This window comes from uncultured Salinicola sp., from assembly GCF_937921195.1.
Taxonomy (GTDB): Bacteria; Pseudomonadota; Gammaproteobacteria; order Pseudomonadales; family Halomonadaceae; genus Salinicola.
The window spans coordinates 1-17,644 of the sequence record NZ_CALFQK010000186.1 but is presented as its reverse complement, the minus strand read 5'-3'; the positions used below and the strand labels follow the sequence as shown (position 1 = coordinate 17,644).

The 17,644-nt window shown below is 65.6% G+C and carries 17 protein-coding genes; 14 read left to right on the top strand and 3 right to left on the bottom strand.

All coding sequences use genetic code 11. The annotated features are described in order from the left end of the window. The first annotated feature begins 62 nt into the window (after positions 1-62). From radC to Q0602_RS22175, 7 genes are all read left to right on the top strand, one after another. Positions 63-737, top strand: coding sequence for a DNA repair protein RadC (radC, locus tag Q0602_RS22205; protein ID WP_295035898.1), 675 nt, complete (start codon positions 63-65; stop codon positions 735-737). A 271-nt stretch (positions 738-1,008) separates the two neighbouring features. Then, on the top strand, positions 1,009-1,245 hold the full coding sequence (gene rpmB, locus Q0602_RS22200; RefSeq protein WP_298848105.1) for a 50S ribosomal protein L28: 237 nt from the start codon (positions 1,009-1,011) through the stop codon (positions 1,243-1,245). 11 nt (positions 1,246-1,256) lie between these two features. Next, positions 1,257-1,412, top strand: a complete 156-nt coding sequence (rpmG, locus tag Q0602_RS22195) for a 50S ribosomal protein L33 (protein WP_035472447.1) — start codon at positions 1,257-1,259, stop codon at positions 1,410-1,412. A 137-nt stretch (positions 1,413-1,549) separates the two neighbouring features. Beyond that, a complete protein-coding gene (gene mutM / locus Q0602_RS22190) occupies positions 1,550-2,365 on the top strand; it encodes a bifunctional DNA-formamidopyrimidine glycosylase/DNA-(apurinic or apyrimidinic site) lyase (RefSeq protein ID WP_298848102.1) in 816 nt (271 codons plus the stop codon). Positions 2,366-2,559: 194 nt separating this feature from the next. Next, entirely contained in the window at positions 2,560-3,762 is a 1,203-nt protein-coding gene (locus Q0602_RS22185) for a class I SAM-dependent rRNA methyltransferase (protein WP_298848100.1), read from the top strand. Positions 3,763-3,789: 27 nt separating this feature from the next. Continuing rightward, complete coding sequence (locus Q0602_RS22180; protein WP_298848098.1) at positions 3,790-4,125, top strand: DUF2007 domain-containing protein; 336 nt, start codon at positions 3,790-3,792, stop codon at positions 4,123-4,125. Between the two features lie 44 nt (positions 4,126-4,169). After that, a complete protein-coding gene (locus Q0602_RS22175; protein ID WP_298848096.1) occupies positions 4,170-4,610 on the top strand; it encodes a thioesterase family protein in 441 nt (146 codons plus the stop codon). A 72-nt stretch (positions 4,611-4,682) separates the two neighbouring features. On the opposite strand, the gene Q0602_RS22170 is transcribed toward Q0602_RS22175, so the two are convergent. From Q0602_RS22170 to Q0602_RS22160, 3 genes are read right to left on the bottom strand one after another with little or no spacing between them, the layout of a single operon-like run. After that, positions 4,683-6,200 carry a sodium:solute symporter gene (locus tag Q0602_RS22170; RefSeq protein ID WP_298848094.1) on the bottom strand — a complete coding sequence of 506 codons (1,518 nt, stop codon included), beginning with the start codon at positions 6,198-6,200 and terminating at the stop codon, positions 4,683-4,685. After that, positions 6,193-6,474: a hypothetical protein gene (locus Q0602_RS22165; protein ID WP_298848092.1), complete on the bottom strand. Its 282-nt coding sequence runs from the start codon at positions 6,472-6,474 to the stop codon at positions 6,193-6,195. Before Q0602_RS22165 ends, Q0602_RS22170 begins: the two co-directional genes overlap by 8 nt. Before the next feature lie 54 nt (positions 6,475-6,528). Further along, positions 6,529-7,920: an amidase gene (locus tag Q0602_RS22160; RefSeq protein WP_298848090.1), complete on the bottom strand. Its 1,392-nt coding sequence runs from the start codon at positions 7,918-7,920 to the stop codon at positions 6,529-6,531. A 270-nt stretch (positions 7,921-8,190) separates the two neighbouring features. Between Q0602_RS22160 and ald the strand changes: the two genes are divergently transcribed. From ald to Q0602_RS22125, 7 genes are all read left to right on the top strand, one after another. Continuing rightward, the gene (ald, locus tag Q0602_RS22155) at positions 8,191-9,309 is read left to right on the top strand and encodes an alanine dehydrogenase (RefSeq protein ID WP_298848088.1); all 1,119 of its coding nucleotides are present in this window, start codon (positions 8,191-8,193) and stop codon (positions 9,307-9,309) included. A gap of 200 nt (positions 9,310-9,509) precedes the next feature. Next, on the top strand, positions 9,510-10,307 hold the full coding sequence (locus tag Q0602_RS22150) for an IclR family transcriptional regulator (protein WP_298848085.1): 798 nt from the start codon (positions 9,510-9,512) through the stop codon (positions 10,305-10,307). Positions 10,308-10,312: 5 nt separating this feature from the next. After that, positions 10,313-11,602 (top strand): FAD-binding oxidoreductase, encoded by a 1,290-nt coding sequence (locus Q0602_RS22145; protein WP_298848083.1) that lies wholly within the window; start codon positions 10,313-10,315, stop codon positions 11,600-11,602. A gap of 84 nt (positions 11,603-11,686) precedes the next feature. Further along, positions 11,687-13,093, top strand: a complete 1,407-nt coding sequence (locus Q0602_RS22140; protein ID WP_298848081.1) for a Na+/H+ antiporter NhaC family protein — start codon at positions 11,687-11,689, stop codon at positions 13,091-13,093. 84 nt (positions 13,094-13,177) lie between these two features. Further along, positions 13,178-14,191 carry a tryptophan--tRNA ligase gene (locus Q0602_RS22135; protein ID WP_295035910.1) on the top strand — a complete coding sequence of 338 codons (1,014 nt, stop codon included), beginning with the start codon at positions 13,178-13,180 and terminating at the stop codon, positions 14,189-14,191. A gap of 216 nt (positions 14,192-14,407) precedes the next feature. Beyond that, on the top strand, positions 14,408-15,622 hold the full coding sequence (locus Q0602_RS22130; protein WP_298848078.1) for a YeeE/YedE family protein: 1,215 nt from the start codon (positions 14,408-14,410) through the stop codon (positions 15,620-15,622). Positions 15,623-15,900: 278 nt separating this feature from the next. Beyond that, positions 15,901-17,583 (top strand): NAD-dependent malic enzyme, encoded by a 1,683-nt coding sequence (locus tag Q0602_RS22125; protein ID WP_298848075.1) that lies wholly within the window; start codon positions 15,901-15,903, stop codon positions 17,581-17,583. Positions 17,584-17,644 lie beyond the last annotated feature (61 nt).

Below are 17,644 nucleotides of genomic sequence, written 5' to 3'. Positions count from 1 at the left end.
GGCTGCGGGCTGCGGGCTGCGGGCTGCGGGCAAGATTCGTCATCGAAGGAGGCGGGGCAGCGATGGGGATACGCGATTGGCCGGAGGGGGAGCGGCCGCGGGAGAAACTGTTGACGCTGGGAGCCGCGGCACTGTCCGACGCCGAGTTGCTGGCGATCTTTCTGCGCGTCGGGGTCAAGGGGCGCTCGGCGGTGGATCTGGCGCGGGATCTGCTGAGCAGCTTCGGCGGGCTACGCCAACTGCTGGAAGCGAGTCGCCAGCGGTTCTGTGCCGAGCATGGCTTGGGGGAAGCGAAGTTCGTGCAGCTCCAGGCCACGCTCGAGCTGTCGCGCCGTCATCTGGGCAGCCTGCTCGAGCGGGAGGCGGCGCTGACCTCGCCGGCGCTGGTACGGACCTTCCTGAGTGCGCAGCTGCGGCATCTTGAGCATGAGGCGTTCGCGGCTCTGTTCCTGGACACCCAGCATCGCGTGATCCGCTTCGAGATCCTCTCCGAGGGCACCCTGGACAGCGCCTCCGTCTATCCGCGGGAAGTCGCCCGACGGACGCTTGCGCACAATGCCGGCGCGGTGATCTTCGCCCATAATCACCCCTCCGGCGTGGCCGAGCCCAGCGACGCCGACCGTCGGATTACCGAGCGCCTGCGCGAGGCGCTGGCGCTGTTCGACATTCGGGTGCTGGATCACTTCGTGATCGGAGACGGCGAGGTGATCTCCTTCGCCGAACGGGGATGGCTGTAAGAAGCGCATCGATTTCGAGATTCGGATGGGAAGACGTGCCGGATTCGGGTAACATGCCGCGCCATGTTCTCGGGTGGTCGCCGCTGCGGCGGCGTGTCGGCAACGATGGGCGCTGCAGTTGCAGGGCGCCAAATTGTTGCGAAGCGCAGGGGGCTCTGGTATAAAGTACGCCCTTTGAATCAGGGCATACGGCGAGAGCAACTCATTTCGCGCCTTCCCAGATGCCCGAGATAAACCGAACAACCCAACCCGTCAGTGGTCGGAGGCTTCCATGTCCCAAGTTTGTCAGGTTACCGGTAAGCGTCCGGTGACTGGTAGCAACGTCTCGCACTCACAGCGCAAGACACGTCGTCGTTTCGTCCCGAACCTGCATACGCATCGTTTCTGGGTCGAATCCGAGAAGCGTTTCGTCAAGCTGCGTCTGTCCTCCAAGGGCATGCGCATCATCGACAAGAAGGGCATCGATGCGGTGCTCAGCGACATTCGCAAGCGTGGCGCCAGCCTTTAAGGAGTCGAGACATGCGTGACAAGATCAAGTTGGTGTCCAGTGCCGGTACCGGCCACTTCTACACCACGGCCAAGAACAAGCGTAACACCCCGGACAAGCTGGAATTCAAGAAGTACGATCCGGTCGTTCGCAAGCACGTCATCTACAAGGAAGCCAAGATCAAGTGATCTAGCTTTCCACCGGTGCTGCAATGCCAGCGCTGGAATGACAGTACGGAAAACCCGGTCCTCGACCGGGTTTTCTCGTTTGTGGCGAATTCGTTTGTGATGAATTCGTGTGATGAAAGAGTCGCGAGAACAGACGCATGCCCGAGCTTCCCGAAGTCGAGACCACCCGCCGCGGCATCGCCCCCCACGTCGAGGGGCGGGAGATCGTCGAGGTGATCGTGCGCCAACGCAGTCTGCGCGTGCCGATCCCCGGCGATCTGGAGTCGACGCTGATCGGCGCGCGGTTCGGCGGGGTTTTCCGCCGCGCCAAGTATCTGCTGCTGCCGCTGGCGGAGCGAACCCTGCTGTGGCATCTCGGCATGTCAGGGAGCCTGCGCATCGCCCGCGTCGGCGATCAGCCCAAGAAGCACGATCATGTCGACGTGGTGTTCGAAGGTGGCAACATCCTGCGCTACCATGATCCCCGCCGCTTCGGCTTCGTCGACTGGCTGGCGGGAGACGTCGAATCGGATATCCGGCTGGCAAGGCTGGGGCCGGAACCGCTGTCGCCGGATTTCGATGGACGGCGACTCTACCGGCTCTCCCGGGGACGCCGTGCCGCGATGAAGACCTTCATCATGGACAATGCGGTGGTCGTGGGCGTGGGCAATATCTACGCCACCGAGGCGCTGTTCATGGCCGGGATCGATCCGCGCCGCGCCGCCGGGCGCGTCTCCCTCGAGCGTTTCGAACGCCTCGCCGATGCGATCAAGACGGTGCTGGCGGCGGCGATCACCCAGGGCGGCACGACGCTGCGGGATTTCGTCAGCGGTAGCGGCGAACCGGGTTACTTCGCCCAGCGGCTCAACGTCTACGGCCGCGGGGGGCAACCCTGCCGGCATTGTGGCCTGGAGCTGCGCCAGATCGTGCTGGGTCAGCGTGCCAGCGTCTTCTGCGCGGTGTGTCAGACCTGAATGGGTCGCCGATGGAACGTCACCGCACACCAACCCTCTAACATTTCGCGTTTTGGCCGTTCGATTTCGCATCCGATGGCTTGGGGTTTCCCCCACGCCGGGTAGAATGCGCCAGACCTTCGTGGCGTACGTGTCTTCGAACACGCGTGCCCTGGATATTTTTGCTGATGTCACTTCCCGATGGAGCCCTGCACATGGAGTCAACCGTGACCCAGACCCTGCGTCTCAAGAAGAACGCCGATCGACGCTTGAAGGCAGGCCATCTCTGGCTCTACTCCAACGAGATCGATATCCAGGCCACTCCGCTCAAGGGCCTGGAGCCGGGGGCGCAGGTGACCATCGAGGCCGCCAACGGCAAGGCATTGGGTGTCGCCTATGTCAACCCGAACTCGCTGATCTGCGCCCGTGTCGTTTCCCGCGACGCCGACGTTCGGCTCGATCGCTCGCTGCTGGTTCACCGCTTCAACCAGGCGCTGGCGCTGCGCGACCGGCTCTTTGCCAAGCCGTTCTATCGTCTGGTTCACGGCGAGGGCGACCTGCTGCCGGGGCTGATCGTCGACCGTTTCGACGACGTGCTGGTGGTCCAGCTCAACACCCTCGGCATGGAGACGGTGCGCGACGAGGTTATCGCGGCGCTCGACAAGGTGCTGTCGCCGAAGGCGATCGTGTTCAAGAACGACTCCAGCGGCCGTCGCCTGGAGCAGCTCGAGTCGGAAGTGGCGGTGGTTCACGGCGAGTTGCCGGACGAGGTGCTGCTGGAAGAGAACGGCGTCCGTTTCGTGGCGCCGGTGCTGGACGGCCAGAAGACCGGCTGGTTCTACGACCATCGCGCCAACCGCGCCTGGCTCAACGGCCTGGTCGCCGGCAAGCGGGTGCTCGACCTGTTCAGCTACGTCGGTGGCTGGGGCGTCCAGGCGGCGGCGCACGGCGCCAGCGAGGTGCTGTGTGTCGATGCTTCCCAGACCGCGCTCGACCGGGTGGCCGAGAACGCCGCCCTCAACGGGCTCCACGAGCAGGTCGCGGTCGGCCACGGTGACGTGTTCGAAGCCATGACGGCGCTGCGCGCCGAGGGCGAGAAGTTCGATGTGGTGGTGCTGGATCCGCCGGCGTTCATCAAGAAACGCAAGGATCTCGCCAATGGCGAACGCGCCTACGCGCGCCTCAACCGCGAGGCGATGCGGCTGTTGGGGCGCGACGGCCTGCTGATGTCGGCCTCCTGCTCCATGCACCTGTTCGAGGAGCGTCTGGTCGAGTGCGTACGGGGCGCGGTACGCCATCAGGATCGCCACGGCCAGATCATCTATCGCGGCGGCCAGGCCGGTGATCACCCGGTGCATCCGTCGATCCCCGAGACCGCTTACCTGAAAGCGCTCGGCGTGCGGGTCTTCCGGAACTGATGGTCGCGACGACCCGGTGTCGTTGACATGACCGTCGAACGGGTTTGCGTCTTTCGTCACTCCAATGTCTTGTTGGTCAGTCATGTTCGTAACCTGATCGAGAGCGCCGGTCTGTCGGCCACGTTGCGCAACATGACCCTGGCCGGCGGGGCGGGGGAACTGCCGCCCGATCAGTGCGAGGCCGAGGTCTGGGTATCCGCCACCGCCGAGACGCGGGCGGTTCAGCTGGTCCGGGAAGCTCTCGATGGGCCAACCGTGGCCTTGCCCGCCTGGCGCTGCCAGGGCTGCGGGGAGCGGCTCGATGGAGTGTTCGACCGTTGCTGGCAGTGCGGCCGCGATCGCCCGGACCGGGATGGCTGCTGATCGCCGTCGCTGCGGTGTCGTCTGATTCAACCCAGGAGGTTTGCATGGACTGGGACCTGCCCACCCCTTTCGTGATCGATATCGATGTCGAGCGCTCGAGCATCGATCACTATGGCCACGTCAACAACGCCGAGTATCTGCGCTGGATCGAGCGTGCCAGTTGGGCGCATTCGCGCGCGCTGGGGCTGACGCTGGAAGACTATCGTGCGCTCAATCGCGGCATGGTCGTTCACCGTCACGAGCTGGACTACCTCGCGCCGGCCTTCGAGGGCGATCGCTTGCAGCTCTCGACCTGGATCGTCAGTTGCGACGGCCGCCTGTCGCTGGAGCGGCGCTTCCAGCTGCGTCACGTCGAAACGTCCCGCACCTTGCTGCGCGCGCATACCCGCTTCGCCTGCATCGATATGGCGAGCTGCCGGCCGAAGCGCATGCCGCCCCGTTTCGTCGAGGTCTACGGCGGCGCCTGCATCACCGCCGATCGCTGAATCGCAGGTTCGCTGGTTCGGAACGCCACCGGCCCCGCCCGGCGCGACGAGCGGGGCCGGTGGCGTTCCGGCTCATGTCATGGCGGACGAGGATGCCGGCTCGCGCTCGCCGGGTGCGCGCGATGTCGGCCGGCCGGGGGCGACGATCGCCATGAAGCGGGCGAGTGTGGCGTCGCTGGCCGGACGCGTGACCCGGGAGACGGCGACGAACAGCGGCAGATTGACGATCAAGCCCCAGGCGCCGGCGTGAACGCCGAGCGGGTTGGGCCACACCACCGTGAACAGGACGGTCACGATGAAGCCGGAGACCAGCCCGCAAAGCACGCCTGCCCGCGTCGCCCGTGGCCATACGAACAAACCGATGAAGGCCGGCAGCATCTGGGCGGCGAAGCCGAGCCCGACCAGCAGGATCATGATCAGGTTGCCGGGATTGAGCATCGCCACCGGGCCGACGATCAGCAGCATGATCGGGAAGATCAGATAGCGCGCGAGCTGGCCGGTGCGCCGCTCCGAGAGCTTGAACAGCGGACGGATCACGTCCCGGGTCCAGGTCAGTGCGGTGCCGTGGATGTAGGGTTCGCTGGAGGACATCGCGGCGGCCAGGGTGCCGGCGCCGAGCAGGCCGACCAGTACCGGCGGCATCTGCTGGAATGCCAGCTGCAGGGCGACGGTGTCGGCACGCTCCAGGTGGGGCAGGCTGAAGATGCCGATGAAACCGACCACCACCATCGGCAGGATGACGAAGTAGTAGGTCGGCAGCCAGCTGGCGCTGCGGCGGATGCTCTGGGCCGAGTCGGCGCTCATCCACTGCAGCCAGACCGGCTGCTGGAACGAGAACATCGAGACGATGATCGACGAGGTCCAGAAGGCGAAACTCATGTCGCCGAGGCCACCCGGCAGCGTCAGGAAGTCGACGTGGGTGTCGCGCAGGCGCTCGAAGACCCCGCCGAACCACCAGTCGCCGGTCATCCGGTGGGCTGCCCAGAGCCCGATCGTCCAGGCCACGACCAGCATCAGGCCGCCCTGAAACGCGTTGGTCACGCCGATGGCGCGCTGGCCGCTGATGAACAGATAGATCGCGATGGTGCCAAGCACCAGCCAGATATTGAGCGCGAAGGGCAGCAGGCCGCCGCTCATCACCTCGAGGATGTAGGCCGCGCCGATGGTCTGGAGGACGGCATACGCCATGGCGCCGATCGACATCACCAGTGACGTCAGCGCGCCGAGCAGCGGGCTCTCGAAGCGATCCGCCACCGCCTGGGCCTGGGTGACGTGGCCGAGCCTGGCGCCGAACGCCCACACCCTGGGCCCGCAGTACCAGGCGACCAGCGCCAGGTAGCTCAGGTAGATGACGACGTAGAACACCGGCACGCCCTTGCTCCAGGCCCAGCCCGGCGCGCCCATGAAGGTGTAGGCGCTGATGCTGCCGGCGCCCATCAACAGATACATCACCAGAGGCCCCATGCTGCGTCCGGCAACGCCCCACTGCTCGAGACTGTCCATGCGATGACTGCCGCGGGCGCGGATCCCCAGCCACAGCGCGATGGCCACGTAGACCAGGGTCATCAGCAGCGGAATCGGATCACTCATCGACACACTCTCCCGATCCCGACGGCGGTGTCGGCGGATGCGCCTGGGTGATCGAGGCTGGCAGGGGCAGCAGCCGGTTGGCCAGCAGCATCACCGCGGTCGACGCCAGGATGATCAGGCAGGACCAGGCCGCCAGCGACGGCAGGCCCAGTATCAGCACGGCGTGGTTGGCCAGCAGGATGGCCGGCCACAGTCCGGCTAGGATGACCAGCAGGAAGAGGGCCAGCACGGCCTTCCCTCTCGTGGTGGCAGGGCGGATCAAGCGGTGGTTCATGACATCACTCCAGCATCTTGTTGTCGTCGAGGATACCGTGCCGGGGACCCCGGTTCAGCTTCGTGGCGGTGTCGGCCAGGTGCGAATCGGTCCACGCCACTGCTCGAAGCGATGGGCGAGCTGCAGAACCCGCCGATCCTCGAAACGTGGTGCGACCAACTGAATGCCGAGCGGCAGGCCGTCGCGACCGAAACCGCCGTTGATGGACAGTGCCGGCTGCTCGCCCATGTTCCACGGTAGCGTGAAGCCCAGGTGCTCGAACGGACGATCCGGATCGTTGGAGGGGTGGCCGTACTCGGCGGGGAAGGTGTAGACCGGCGTCGTCGGGGAGAGGATGGCGTCGACGTCGTCGAACGCGGCCTCGGTGGCGCGGCGCAGGGCAAAGGTCTGCTCGAAGCCGTGGACGACATCGACCGCACTCAACTCGGCGCCGCGCGCCGCCCACTGGGTGATCATGGGAAACACGCGGGCGCGATCCGCCTCGTTCAGCGTGGCCAGCGTCTTCCACTGCCTCGCCCGCCAGAAGTTGTCGAGACCGTCGAGCATCTCGCGGGTCATCACCGGTGCCATCGGCACCAGCGTGGCGCCGGCGCGTTCGAACCCCGCCGCGGCGGCTTCCACCGCGGCCAGAAGCTGGGGATCGACGGCCATGCCGCAGCCGGCATCGAGCATGACGCCGAGTCTGAGCCCCGACAGCTCGAGCGAGAGCGCCATCCAGTCGATCCGGGAGGGTGGCAGGCGGGTCGGATCGCGGCGATCGGTGCGGGCCAGCGTGCGCATCATCAGCGCGGCGTCCTCGACCGTGCGGGTCATCGGCCCGGCACAACGCCCGGTGTAGCAGGGATCGATGGGAATGCGCCCCAGCGTGGGCTTGAAGCCGACCAGCCCGCACCACGCGGCCGGGAGGCGCACCGAGCCGCCGATGTCGGTGCCGACATGCAGCGGCCCCAGGCCGGCGGCTGCCGCCGCGCCGGCGCCGGAGCTGGAGCCGCCGGGGTTGGCGTCGAGCTTCCACGGGTTGCGGGTCAGGCCGTGGAAAGTCGAGACGCCAGAGGACATCATGCCGAAATCGGGGCAGGTGGTCTTGGCGAAGATAAGGGCGCGATCCTCCCTCAGCCGTGCCGATGGCGGTGCATCCTCGCGAGCCGGCGTCAGTTCGGTGACCGCGGTGCCTTGCGGGATCGGCACGCCGCGGGTGGCGATCAACTCCTTGATCGTGACCGGAATGCCGTCGAGTGGTCCCAGCGGGGCGCCATTGTGCCAGCGCCGGGTGGCTTCGGCGGCCGCTGTCGTCAGCGTCGCCTCGTCGTAGGCGTAGAGTGCGTTGATGTGAGGTTCCCAGGCATGGATGTGCGGGATGAGTTCGGCGACGTAGTCGGCGGGCGAGCAGCGACCGTCGCGAAAGCCGGCCAGCAGCGCGGTCGCGGATGCATCGAGAAGGTTCATGGCGAGAGGGCCTCGTCAGGATTGTCGTTGGCGTTGGTCTTCAGCATGCAGCGTATTGGCGAATCATCGCTACTGCGAATCGGCGATCGCAGTGGTCTTTGCATGTTTGGTCTATTTATCTTTTCATGGCCGGTTGTCTGGAATTATTTTTTGCCAATATCTTTCTTTTAGTGTTTTGGCGTGTTTTTTGTCGCCCTATCCCGTCTTTATTGCTGTTGTGCTGTAATTCTCTCGATCCTTCAATGACAACCAACGATCGAGGCAACGACCATGCATATTGGCCTCCCCAAGGAAATCAAGAACCATGAATATCGCGTCGCCCTGACACCGGGCGGCGTGCGTGAACTGGTGGCGCGAGGCCACCGGGTTTCGGTACAGGCGGAGGCGGGGATCGGAGCCGGCTATCCGGACGAGGCCTACCGGGAGGCCGGCGCCGACCTCGTGGCCGACGTCGATGCGCTATGGGCGAGCGCGGAGCTGATCCTCAAGGTCAAGGAGCCGCAGGCGGAAGAGGTCGCCCGGCTGCGCCCGGCGCAGACGCTGTTCACCTACCTGCACCTGGCCGCCGAGGAGCGGCTGACTCGCGGCCTGATCGACAGCGGTGCCACCTGCATCGCCTACGAGACCATCACCGATGACCTGGGCGGCTTGCCGCTGCTGGCGCCGATGAGTCGCGTCGCCGGCCGCATGGCGGTACAGGCCGGAGCACACAGCCTGGAGAAGGCCCAGGGCGGTGCCGGCATTCTGCTGCCGGGGGTGCCTGGCGTGGCGCCGGCCAAGGTTACGGTGATCGGCGGCGGCGTGGTCGGCGAGAATGCCGCGCGCATGGCGCTGGGGCTGGGCGCCGAAGTGACCATCCTGGACAAGTCCCTGCCCCGGCTGGAAGTGCTCGACCATCGTTACCAGGGCCGGATTCGCACGGTCTATTCGACCACCGAGACGCTGGAAGTCGCCGTGCGCGAGTCCGACATGATCATTGGCGCCGTGCTGGTGCCCGGCGCGGCCGCGCCCAAGCTGGTCACCCGTGGGATGCTGGGCGAGATGAGACCGGGCAGCGTGCTGGTGGACGTGGCGATCGACCAGGGCGGCTGCTTCGAGACCAGCAAGCCGACCACCCACGCCGATCCCAGCTACGTGGTCGACGGGATCGTCCACTACTGCGTTGCCAACATGCCCGGCGCGGTGGCGCGCACCTCGACCCAGGCGCTGACCAACGCCACGCTGCCGTTCGTGATCGCGCTGGCCGACAAGGGCTGGCAGCGGGCGCTGGCCGATGACGCGCATTTCTGCGCCGGCCTCAACGTTCATGCCGGTCAGGTGACCTACGCCGCCATCGGTGAAGCGTTCGGGCTGGACGTGGCTGCAACCGAGCAGATTCTCGAGGGCTGAGGTCGAGCCCCCCCGAGGCGGGGGCCAGCAGGCGAGATCGACCGATCAGCGGCGCCGACACTGTCGGCGCCGCCTTCGGTTCCAGGCTGTGGTCATGCGGCCTTGCATGCAATGCAGCGGTTCAGAATCTCGCTATGTGAGACGAACTCGACAACACGTCTCGGTATGCTCGACAGAGATCCCGGTTTCGAGTCGTCGACGTGCCATCAACTCCGCGTGAATCCTCCCAGACACCTTCCACCCTGCGCCATGTGATGGCACTGCTGCGGACGACCGCGGCTTGCGGTGCCCGCGGCGCGGGCATCGACGATTATCTCGATGCCACCGAGCTGAGCCGCCCCACCATCTACCGACTGCTCAAGGGGCTGCGCGAGGAGGGGGTCCTGCGTCCCTCTCCACTGCGTCATCGCTATCTGCTGGGCTACGAGCTGCTGGTACTCGGCGCCGAAGCGGGCAACGGCGGCAGCCTTCGCGACCTGGCTCGCCCCAGATTGCTCGAGCTGGCGCAGCGGCTTGGCGACAGCTTTTACCTGTTTGCCCACGACGGCCGCCACGCGGTCTGCCTCGAAGTCCAGAACGGCGCCTATCCGGTGGGCAGTTTCGTGGCCTCGATCGGCGGTCGCGTGCCGCTGGGAGTGGGGCAGGCTTCGATCGCGCTGCTGGCCTCGCTCGAGAGCCGGGAGCGTGAATGGATCCTCGCGGCCAACCGCGAGCTGCTGCAAGAGCGCTACGAGATCAGCGTCGACGCCGTCGAGCGGGAGATCGCGCGTTTCCATCAGGAGGGCCACGCCCGCGGCGTCGAGGGTTCGAGCCTGCCTGAATTCACGGGCCTGGCGATTCCCGTTCTTGACCACAGCGGACGCTGTCTCGGCGCCTTCAGTTGCTCGATGCTCAAGTCGCGGATGACGCCGGCTCATCGCCAGGAGGTACTGACGATGATGGCGGAGCAGGCCGAGAGCCTGGTGTCGCAAGCCCACGGCTTACTGCAGGCGGAGTGACGATCATGTCGAGAGCGGTTCAACCGTCCCATCTTCGCCCCTGCGGCTGGCAGGCGCTGCTGCCCGCCCCGACCTCGCGACTCGAGCTCCAGGGGGATCAGGTCGCGGATCTGGCGATCGTGGGCGCGGGCTACACCGGCGTCGCCGTGGCACGGACCTATCATCGTCTGGCGCCGGACCGTCGCATCGTGATGATCGATGCCGAGGCGGCCGGGGAGGGCAGTCCGGGACGCAACTCCGGATTCATGCTGGAGATCGCGTTGGCCAACGATGCCTCCGCGGATCAACTGGCGCGAATGTCGACACTCAATGCGCTGAGCCGTGGGGCGATGGCAACGCTCAAGGCGCAGGTCGACGAGCACGCCATCGATTGCCAGCTCCAGCGCACCGGTACCTATCGGGCCGCCCGGGGCGACGAGGGGCGACGTGCGCTGGCCCGGTATCGGGGTTTTCTGGAGGCCGCGGGGCTGTCCCATCGGCGCCTCGAGCGCGAGCAGCTCGAGGCCGCGCTGGGCACCCGCTACTACGCCGAAGGAATCTACTCGCCCGACTGCTATCTCGTTCAGCCGGCGGCGCTGATCCGCGGATTGGTCGATGCGCTGCCGGAGGCGGTGGCGTGTCACGAATGGAGCCCGGCACTGGCCGTGCAACGGGACAACCGGGCTTGGCGGGTCAGCACCCCGAAGGGGTCGCTGCGGGCCCGGCAGGTGGTACTCGCCAACAACGCCTTTGCACGTCCTCTGGGCGCCGATGCCTCACGCCTTACCGCCATCTACACCTACGCCGCGCTGACTGCGCCGCTCTCGCCGGGGCTGACGGCCGCCATCGGAGCCGGGCCCTGGGGGCTGCTGCCAAGCCACCGGCTGGGTTGCACGTTACGCACCACGGCGGATGGCCGCTTGATGATCCGCGCCCAGTACAGCTACGAGCGGGAAAGGGACAACGCAGCCGTCGCCGCCGGACTCAAGTCGAGCCTGGTCGCACGCTATCCGGAACTGGCGGGCATTGAATTCGAGCGGGTCTGGGGCGGCACCACCGGCCTGACCTACAACGGTGCCCCGCTGTGGGGGGAAGTGGCGGAGAACCTGTTCGTGTCGGCGGGATGCAACGGCGGCGGCATAGTCAAGGGCACCTTGCTGGGCGAGGCCCTGGCGAAGCTCGCGCTGAAACAGCCGGGAGTCGATATTCCCGGCCTCTTCGGCACGCCGAGCTGGATGCCGCCCGATCCCGTTCGTAGGCTGGCCTTCGACGCCATTCGCGCCCACGAACAGCGCAAGGGGCGTGACGAGGCCTGAGCACACCTGGCCGCTTTCGACTGAAAATCCACCGCTACCGAAGCGTCATCGAGACCCACAACGCACAACAATCAAGGAGTCATCATGGACCCTCAGGTGCACTACGGCATGCTGTCACTGTTGCCGGCTTGTCTTGCCATCGTCTTGGCGTTCGCGACGCGTAACACGATCTTCTCCCTCGCCGTGGCCTGCGTCGTCGGCGTCACGGTCATGGGGCGGGGGCTGTTCGGCTTCCCCAATCTGCTCAAGACGTCGTTGGGGACCACGGATTTCTCCTGGATTCTGCTGCTGGAGCTGTTCATCGGCACGGTCATCGCCTTTTTCCAGCGTACCGGGGCGATCCGCAACTTCACCGCCTGGGTCGAGGCGCGCGCGCTGTCGCGGGTGCGGGTCCAACTGGTCGGCTGGTTCATGGGCATGTTCGTGTTCTTCAGCGACTACTTCAGCCCGCTGTTCGTCGGTTCCACCCTGCGCGGGCTGACGGACCGCTACCGGGTCTCGCGCGAGAAACTGGCCTATATCGCCGATTCCACTTCGGCACCGGTCAGCGTGCTGGTGCCGATTACGGGGTGGGCGGTATTCATCTCGGGGCTCTTGATCGGCATGGGGCCCATCGAGACCGCAGGCGATGCCATGCAGGCCTTCGTCTACGCCGTACCCTTCAATCTCTATGCCTGGATGTCGGTGTTGATGGTCGGGTTGGTGATCGTCGGGATCGTGCCGCTTTTCGGCCCGCTGAAGCGTGCCGAGGCCCGCGCCCAGAACGAGGGCAAGGTGTTTCGCGACGGCGCCGATCCGCTGCTCGGCGAGGAGCTCACCGACCTGCAGCCGTTCGAGGGCGTGCGCACCAACCTGTTTCTCAACTTCGTGCTGCCGGTGCTGATCGTGATCGGCGTTGCGGTGGGAACCTTCGCGTTCATGGGCTCGGCCAAGACGATGGAGGCGTTCCTCGCCGCGGCGGTGGTGCTGGGGGTGATCATGCGGCTGCAGGGCATTCCCCTCAACGACATCATGAAGACGGCCACGGCAGGGATGAAGGGAGTGATGCCGGCAATCCTGATCCTGGCGCTGGCCTATTCGCTGAATCAGCTTTCGAAGGAGATGGGGACGGCCGCCTTCATCGTCGAGATCAGCCGCGACTGGCTCTCGCCGACGCTGCTGCCCGCGATCACCTTCCTGCTGGCGGCGATCATCGCCTTTGCGACCGGCTCTTCCTGGGGAACCTTCGCGATCATGATGCCGATTTCGGTACCGGTCGCCTTCGTGTTCACCGGTGATATGCTGACGCCGCTGGTCTATGCCACCATCGCCGCGGTGGCTGGCGGCGGGGTGTTCGGCGACCACTGCTCGCCGCTGTCGGATACCACGGTGCTCGCCTCGACCGGCTCCGCCTGCGACCACATGGATCACGTGCGCACCCAGATTCCCTATGCCCTGGCGGTGGCGGCGCTGTCGCTGCTGGCTTACCTGCTGATCGGCATCGGTCTGTAGAGGTTCCCGCGGGTGTTCGCTCTGGGGAAGGTGGCAGGGTAAACTGCCCGCACTGCCACTTTCCCCAAGCGATTCGAAGAGTTCATGAGCAAGCGACGCGTTCTTACCGGTATCACCACCACGGGTACGCCGCATCTGGGCAATTATGTCGGCGCGATCAAGCCGGCCATCGCCGAGAGCCAGAATCCCGACGTCCAGTCCTACTACTTTCTGGCCGACCTGCATGCGCTGATCAAGGCGCAGGACCCCCGGCGTGTGCAGCAGTCGCGCCTCGAGATCGCCGCCACCTGGCTGGCGCTGGGCCTGGATACCGACAACGCCATCTTCTATCGCCAGTCCGATATCCACGAGATTCCCGAGCTGACCTGGCTGCTCTCCTGCGTCTGCGCCAAGGGGTTGATGAACCGGGCCCACGCCTACAAGGCGGCGGTGGCGGACAACGACACCGATGGCCAGAGCGATCCCGATCGCGGCATCACCATGGGGCTGTTCGGTTACCCGGTGCTGATGGCGGCCGATATCCTGATGTTCAACGCCCACAAGGTGCCGGTGGGCCGCGACCAGATCCAGCATATCGAGATGGCCCGCGACATGGCGGGGCGGTTCAACCATATCTACAAGGGCGACTACTTCACGCTGCCCGAGGCGATCGTCGACGAGAAGGTCGAGGTGCTGCGGGGCCTCGACGGCCGCAAGATGTCGAAGAGCTACGACAACACCATTCCGCTGTTCGTCTCCGAGAAGAAACTGCAGAAGCTGGTGCGCAAGATCAAGACCAATTCGCTGGAGCCCGGCGAACCCAAGGACCCGGATACCTGCACCCTGTTCCAGATCTACAGCGCCTTCGCCACGGCGGAGGAGAGCGCCGACATGCGTCGCCGCTACGCCGAGGGGATCGGCTGGGGCGACGCCAAGAACGAGGTGTTTGAGTACCTCAACGCGCATCTGCGCGAACCCCGCGAGCGCTATGAAGCGCTGATGAACGATCCCGGGCATATCGAGCAGGTGTTGTTGAAAGGTGCCGAGCGGGCACGGGCAGAAGCGAATGCCCTGATGGAAAAGCTGCGCATCGCCGTGGGGCTGGGCAGGTTCCAGTAGACTCGGCTACGGGCTACGGGCTACGAAGAACGACAGTGACGTCTGTTGCTGGCGTTCTTCTGCGTGACAGACACACTGACTTTCGCGGCTCGCGGCTTCTCGATGTTCATCGATAACCAGAATGTCTATCGAAAGATCGTATTGTCGTTTTCGAATTCCTGAGTAAAAGACTAAAGTACCGGCCATTCGATTTTAGTCTAAGAAAGGGGTTGTTTTATGACGACTTTGACGAAAACGGCGCCTCCCGGCATCGGCCGGCTTTCGCCCAAGGCGTGGATTGCCGCGCTGCTGCTCGTTCTCGGCGCGCTGGCCGTCGGCCTCGCCTTCGGTGGCAATCAGGGCTGGCTGATGCTGGTCGGCGGCGGTCTGGGCATCGTGCTCTATCACGCCTCCTTCGGTTTCACCTCCGCGTGGCGAGTGTTCATCACCGAGCGCCGCGGCCGCGGGCTGCGCGCACAGATGGTGATGCTGGCGCTGGCGGTGGTGCTGTTCTTCCCGGCGCTGGGAGCGGGAACGCTGTTCGGCCATCCGGTCGAGGGGTTCGTCTCGCCCATCGGTATCTCCGTCATCGTCGGCGCCTTCCTGTTCGGCATCGGCATGCAACTGGGCGGTGGCTGTGCGTCCGGCACGCTGTTCACCGTGGGTGGCGGCAACGCCCGCATGGTCATCACGCTGCTCTTCTTCATCGTCGGCTCGGTGATCGGCACCGCCCACTTCGCCTGGTGGCAGAGCCTGCCGGCGTTCCAGCCCACCTCGATGATCGATCTGTTCGGTACGGGGGGCGGGATCGCTGCCAGTCTGGTGCTGTTTACCGGCATTGCCGCCTTGACCGTCGTCATGGAGAGGCGCCGTCACGGCCAACTGGAGCAGACGTCAGCGGTCTCGCCGGGGCCGGGCCGCTGGTTGACCGGGCCGTGGCCGATCCTTGCCGGGGCGGTCGGCCTGGCGCTGCTCAACTTCCTGACGCTGTCATTGGCCGGCCGCCCCTGGGGCATCACCTCGGCCTTCGCGCTGTGGGGCGCCAAGGCGTTTCAGGCCGTCGGCGGCGACGTAACGGCCTGGGGCTATTGGCAGAATCCCGGGCGCGCCGCCTCTCTCGACAGCAGCGTCTTCAGCGATATCACCACGGTGATGAACATCGGCGTCATCCTGGGCGCCGGCCTGGCGGCATCGCTGGCAGGGCGTTTCGCGCCCAGCTTGCGGATCCCGCTGCGTTCCGTGGCGGCGGCCGTGATTGGCGGGCTGCTGCTGGGCTACGGCGCGCGGCTGGCGTTCGGTTGCAACATCGGCGCCTATTTCAGCGGTATTGCGTCCGGCAGCCTGCACGGCTGGCTGTGGCTGGTCGCCGCGTTTGCCGGCAACATGTTCGGCGTCAAGCTGCGCCCGCTGTTCTTCCCGGGGCCGGCAAAACCGGTCGCGGCGAGTTGCTGAACGGCCTGGCGGCGACCGGCAAGGCCCCGCCACGGCAGGGTTTTTCAGGGGCCGTCACGTCTTTGGCAAGGGTTTCCACGGCGGACATGCCATCGGCGGCGGCAGATGGCATACTGGTCGGCCCCCGGGCGGCTTCGGCTCTTCCGGGGCGTCCGTCCGGTTGCGTGGCAGCCGCACGGTCGATAACGACAATGCGCCATCGGGCCTGCACCAACGACCGGTGAGATCGCCCGTCCGACAGGCGCGTTTCATTCGTTGGTTACCGCGAGAGTCGATTCATGTCCGATCACGCCAAGCGCCCGCTCTACATCCCCTACGCCGGACCGTCGCTGCTGGAAACGCCGCTGCTCAACAAGGGTAGCGCCTTTACCCGCGAAGAACGGGTCGAGTTCAATCTGGTGGGTCTGCTGCCGCAGAACGTCGAGAGCATCGAAGAGCAGCTCGAACGGGCCTACCACCAGTACACGCTGTGCCAGAACAACCTCGACAAGCATATCTACCTGCGGGCGATTCAGGACGACAACGAGACGTTGTTCTTCCGCCTGCTGGAAGAGCATCTCGAGGAGATGCTGCCGATCATCTACACCCCGACGGTGGGCGAGGCGTGCGAAGAGTTCTCCAATATCTACCGCAATCACCGTGGCCTGTTCATCTCCTATCCCGATCGCCATCGGATGGACGACATCCTGCGCAGCGCCACCAAGGACAAGGTGCGGGTGATCGTGGTCACCGATGGTGAACGCATTCTCGGCCTGGGCGATCAGGGCATCGGCGGCATGGGTATCCCGATCGGCAAGCTCTCGCTCTACACCGCCTGTGGCGGCATCAGCCCGGCCTACACGCTGCCGATCACGCTGGATGTCGGCACCAACAACCAGAAGCTGCTCGACGACCCGATGTACATGGGCTGGCGCCACAAGCGCGTGTCGCCGGACGAGTATGCCGAGTTCATCACCCTGTTCATGGAGTCGCTGAAGGCTCGCTGGCCCAACGTGCTGCTGCAGTTCGAGGATTTCGCCCTGACCAACGCCATGCCGCTGCTGGAGCGTTATCGGGACGAGCTTTGCTGTTTCAACGACGACATCCAGGGGACCGCCTCGGTCTGCGTGGCGACGTTGCTGGCCTCGTGCAAGGCCAAGAATGCCAAGCTCAGCGAGCAGACGATCACCTTCGCGGGGGCCGGGTCGGCCGGCTGCGGCATCGCCGAGCAGATCGTGATTGCGATGACTCTCGAGGGGCTATCGGAAGCCGATGCCAGAAAACGCATCTTCATGGTCGACAAGGATGGCCTGCTGACCACCGACATGGACGGGCTGCACAGCTTCCAGCAGCGGCTCGCCCACGATCCCGCCGAGTTGGGCTTCGACAGCGATACCCGCCTGTTGCTCGACGTGGTGCGCAACGCCAAGCCGACCATCCTGATCGGCGTCTCCGGCCAGCGCGGCCTGTTCACCGAAGAGGTGATCAAGACGCTCAACGCCAACTGCGAGAACCCGCTGATCATGCCGCTCTCCAACCCCACCTCCAAGGTCGAGGCGGTGCCACAGGACGTACTGGCGTGGACCGACGGCCAGGCGATGGTGGCGACGGGGAGTCCGTTCCCGCCGGTGGAGATCAACGGTCGCACGATCCCCATCGCCCAGTGCAACAACTCCTACATCTTCCCGGGTATTGGCCTCGGCGTGATTGCCGCCAATGCGACGCGTGTCACCGACAACATGTTGATGGCGGCCTCCAACGCGCTCGCCGACAGCGCCCCGATCGTCAAGACCGGTGAAGGCGCGCTGCTGCCGGCGCTGGGCGACATCCGCGAGATCAGCCAGCTGATCGCTTTCGCCGTCGGCAAGCAGGCCCAGAAGGATGGCGTTGCGCTCTCCTCCAGCGACGAGGTGCTGTGGGATGCGATTCACGGCCACTTCTGGTACCCGCGCTACCGGCAGTATCGTCGGCGTTCGATCTGATGTCGTGAGCTACGAGCTACGAGCTACGAGCTACGAGCTACGAGCTACGAGCTACGAGCTA

Coding starts and splice junctions, on each gene's coding strand:
- Q0602_RS22170 (WP_298848094.1), bottom strand. CDS start 6,200: ATGAGTGATCCGATTCCGCTGCTGATGACCCTGGTCTACGTGGCCATC.
- Q0602_RS22140 (WP_298848081.1), top strand. CDS start 11,687: ATGGACCCTCAGGTGCACTACGGCATGCTGTCACTGTTGCCGGCTTGT.
- Q0602_RS22185 (WP_298848100.1), top strand. CDS start 2,560: ATGGAGTCAACCGTGACCCAGACCCTGCGTCTCAAGAAGAACGCCGAT.
- Q0602_RS22135 (WP_295035910.1), top strand. CDS start 13,178: ATGAGCAAGCGACGCGTTCTTACCGGTATCACCACCACGGGTACGCCG.
- rpmG (WP_035472447.1), top strand. CDS start 1,257: ATGCGTGACAAGATCAAGTTGGTGTCCAGTGCCGGTACCGGCCACTTC.
- ald (WP_298848088.1), top strand. CDS start 8,191: ATGCATATTGGCCTCCCCAAGGAAATCAAGAACCATGAATATCGCGTC.
- Q0602_RS22130 (WP_298848078.1), top strand. CDS start 14,408: ATGACGACTTTGACGAAAACGGCGCCTCCCGGCATCGGCCGGCTTTCG.
- rpmB (WP_298848105.1), top strand. CDS start 1,009: ATGTCCCAAGTTTGTCAGGTTACCGGTAAGCGTCCGGTGACTGGTAGC.
- Q0602_RS22125 (WP_298848075.1), top strand. CDS start 15,901: ATGTCCGATCACGCCAAGCGCCCGCTCTACATCCCCTACGCCGGACCG.
- Q0602_RS22175 (WP_298848096.1), top strand. CDS start 4,170: ATGGACTGGGACCTGCCCACCCCTTTCGTGATCGATATCGATGTCGAG.
- Q0602_RS22160 (WP_298848090.1), bottom strand. CDS start 7,920: ATGAACCTTCTCGATGCATCCGCGACCGCGCTGCTGGCCGGCTTTCGC.
- Q0602_RS22180 (WP_298848098.1), top strand. CDS start 3,790: ATGACCGTCGAACGGGTTTGCGTCTTTCGTCACTCCAATGTCTTGTTG.
- Q0602_RS22145 (WP_298848083.1), top strand. CDS start 10,313: ATGTCGAGAGCGGTTCAACCGTCCCATCTTCGCCCCTGCGGCTGGCAG.
- Q0602_RS22165 (WP_298848092.1), bottom strand. CDS start 6,474: ATGAACCACCGCTTGATCCGCCCTGCCACCACGAGAGGGAAGGCCGTG.
- radC (WP_295035898.1), top strand. CDS start 63: ATGGGGATACGCGATTGGCCGGAGGGGGAGCGGCCGCGGGAGAAACTG.
- mutM (WP_298848102.1), top strand. CDS start 1,550: ATGCCCGAGCTTCCCGAAGTCGAGACCACCCGCCGCGGCATCGCCCCC.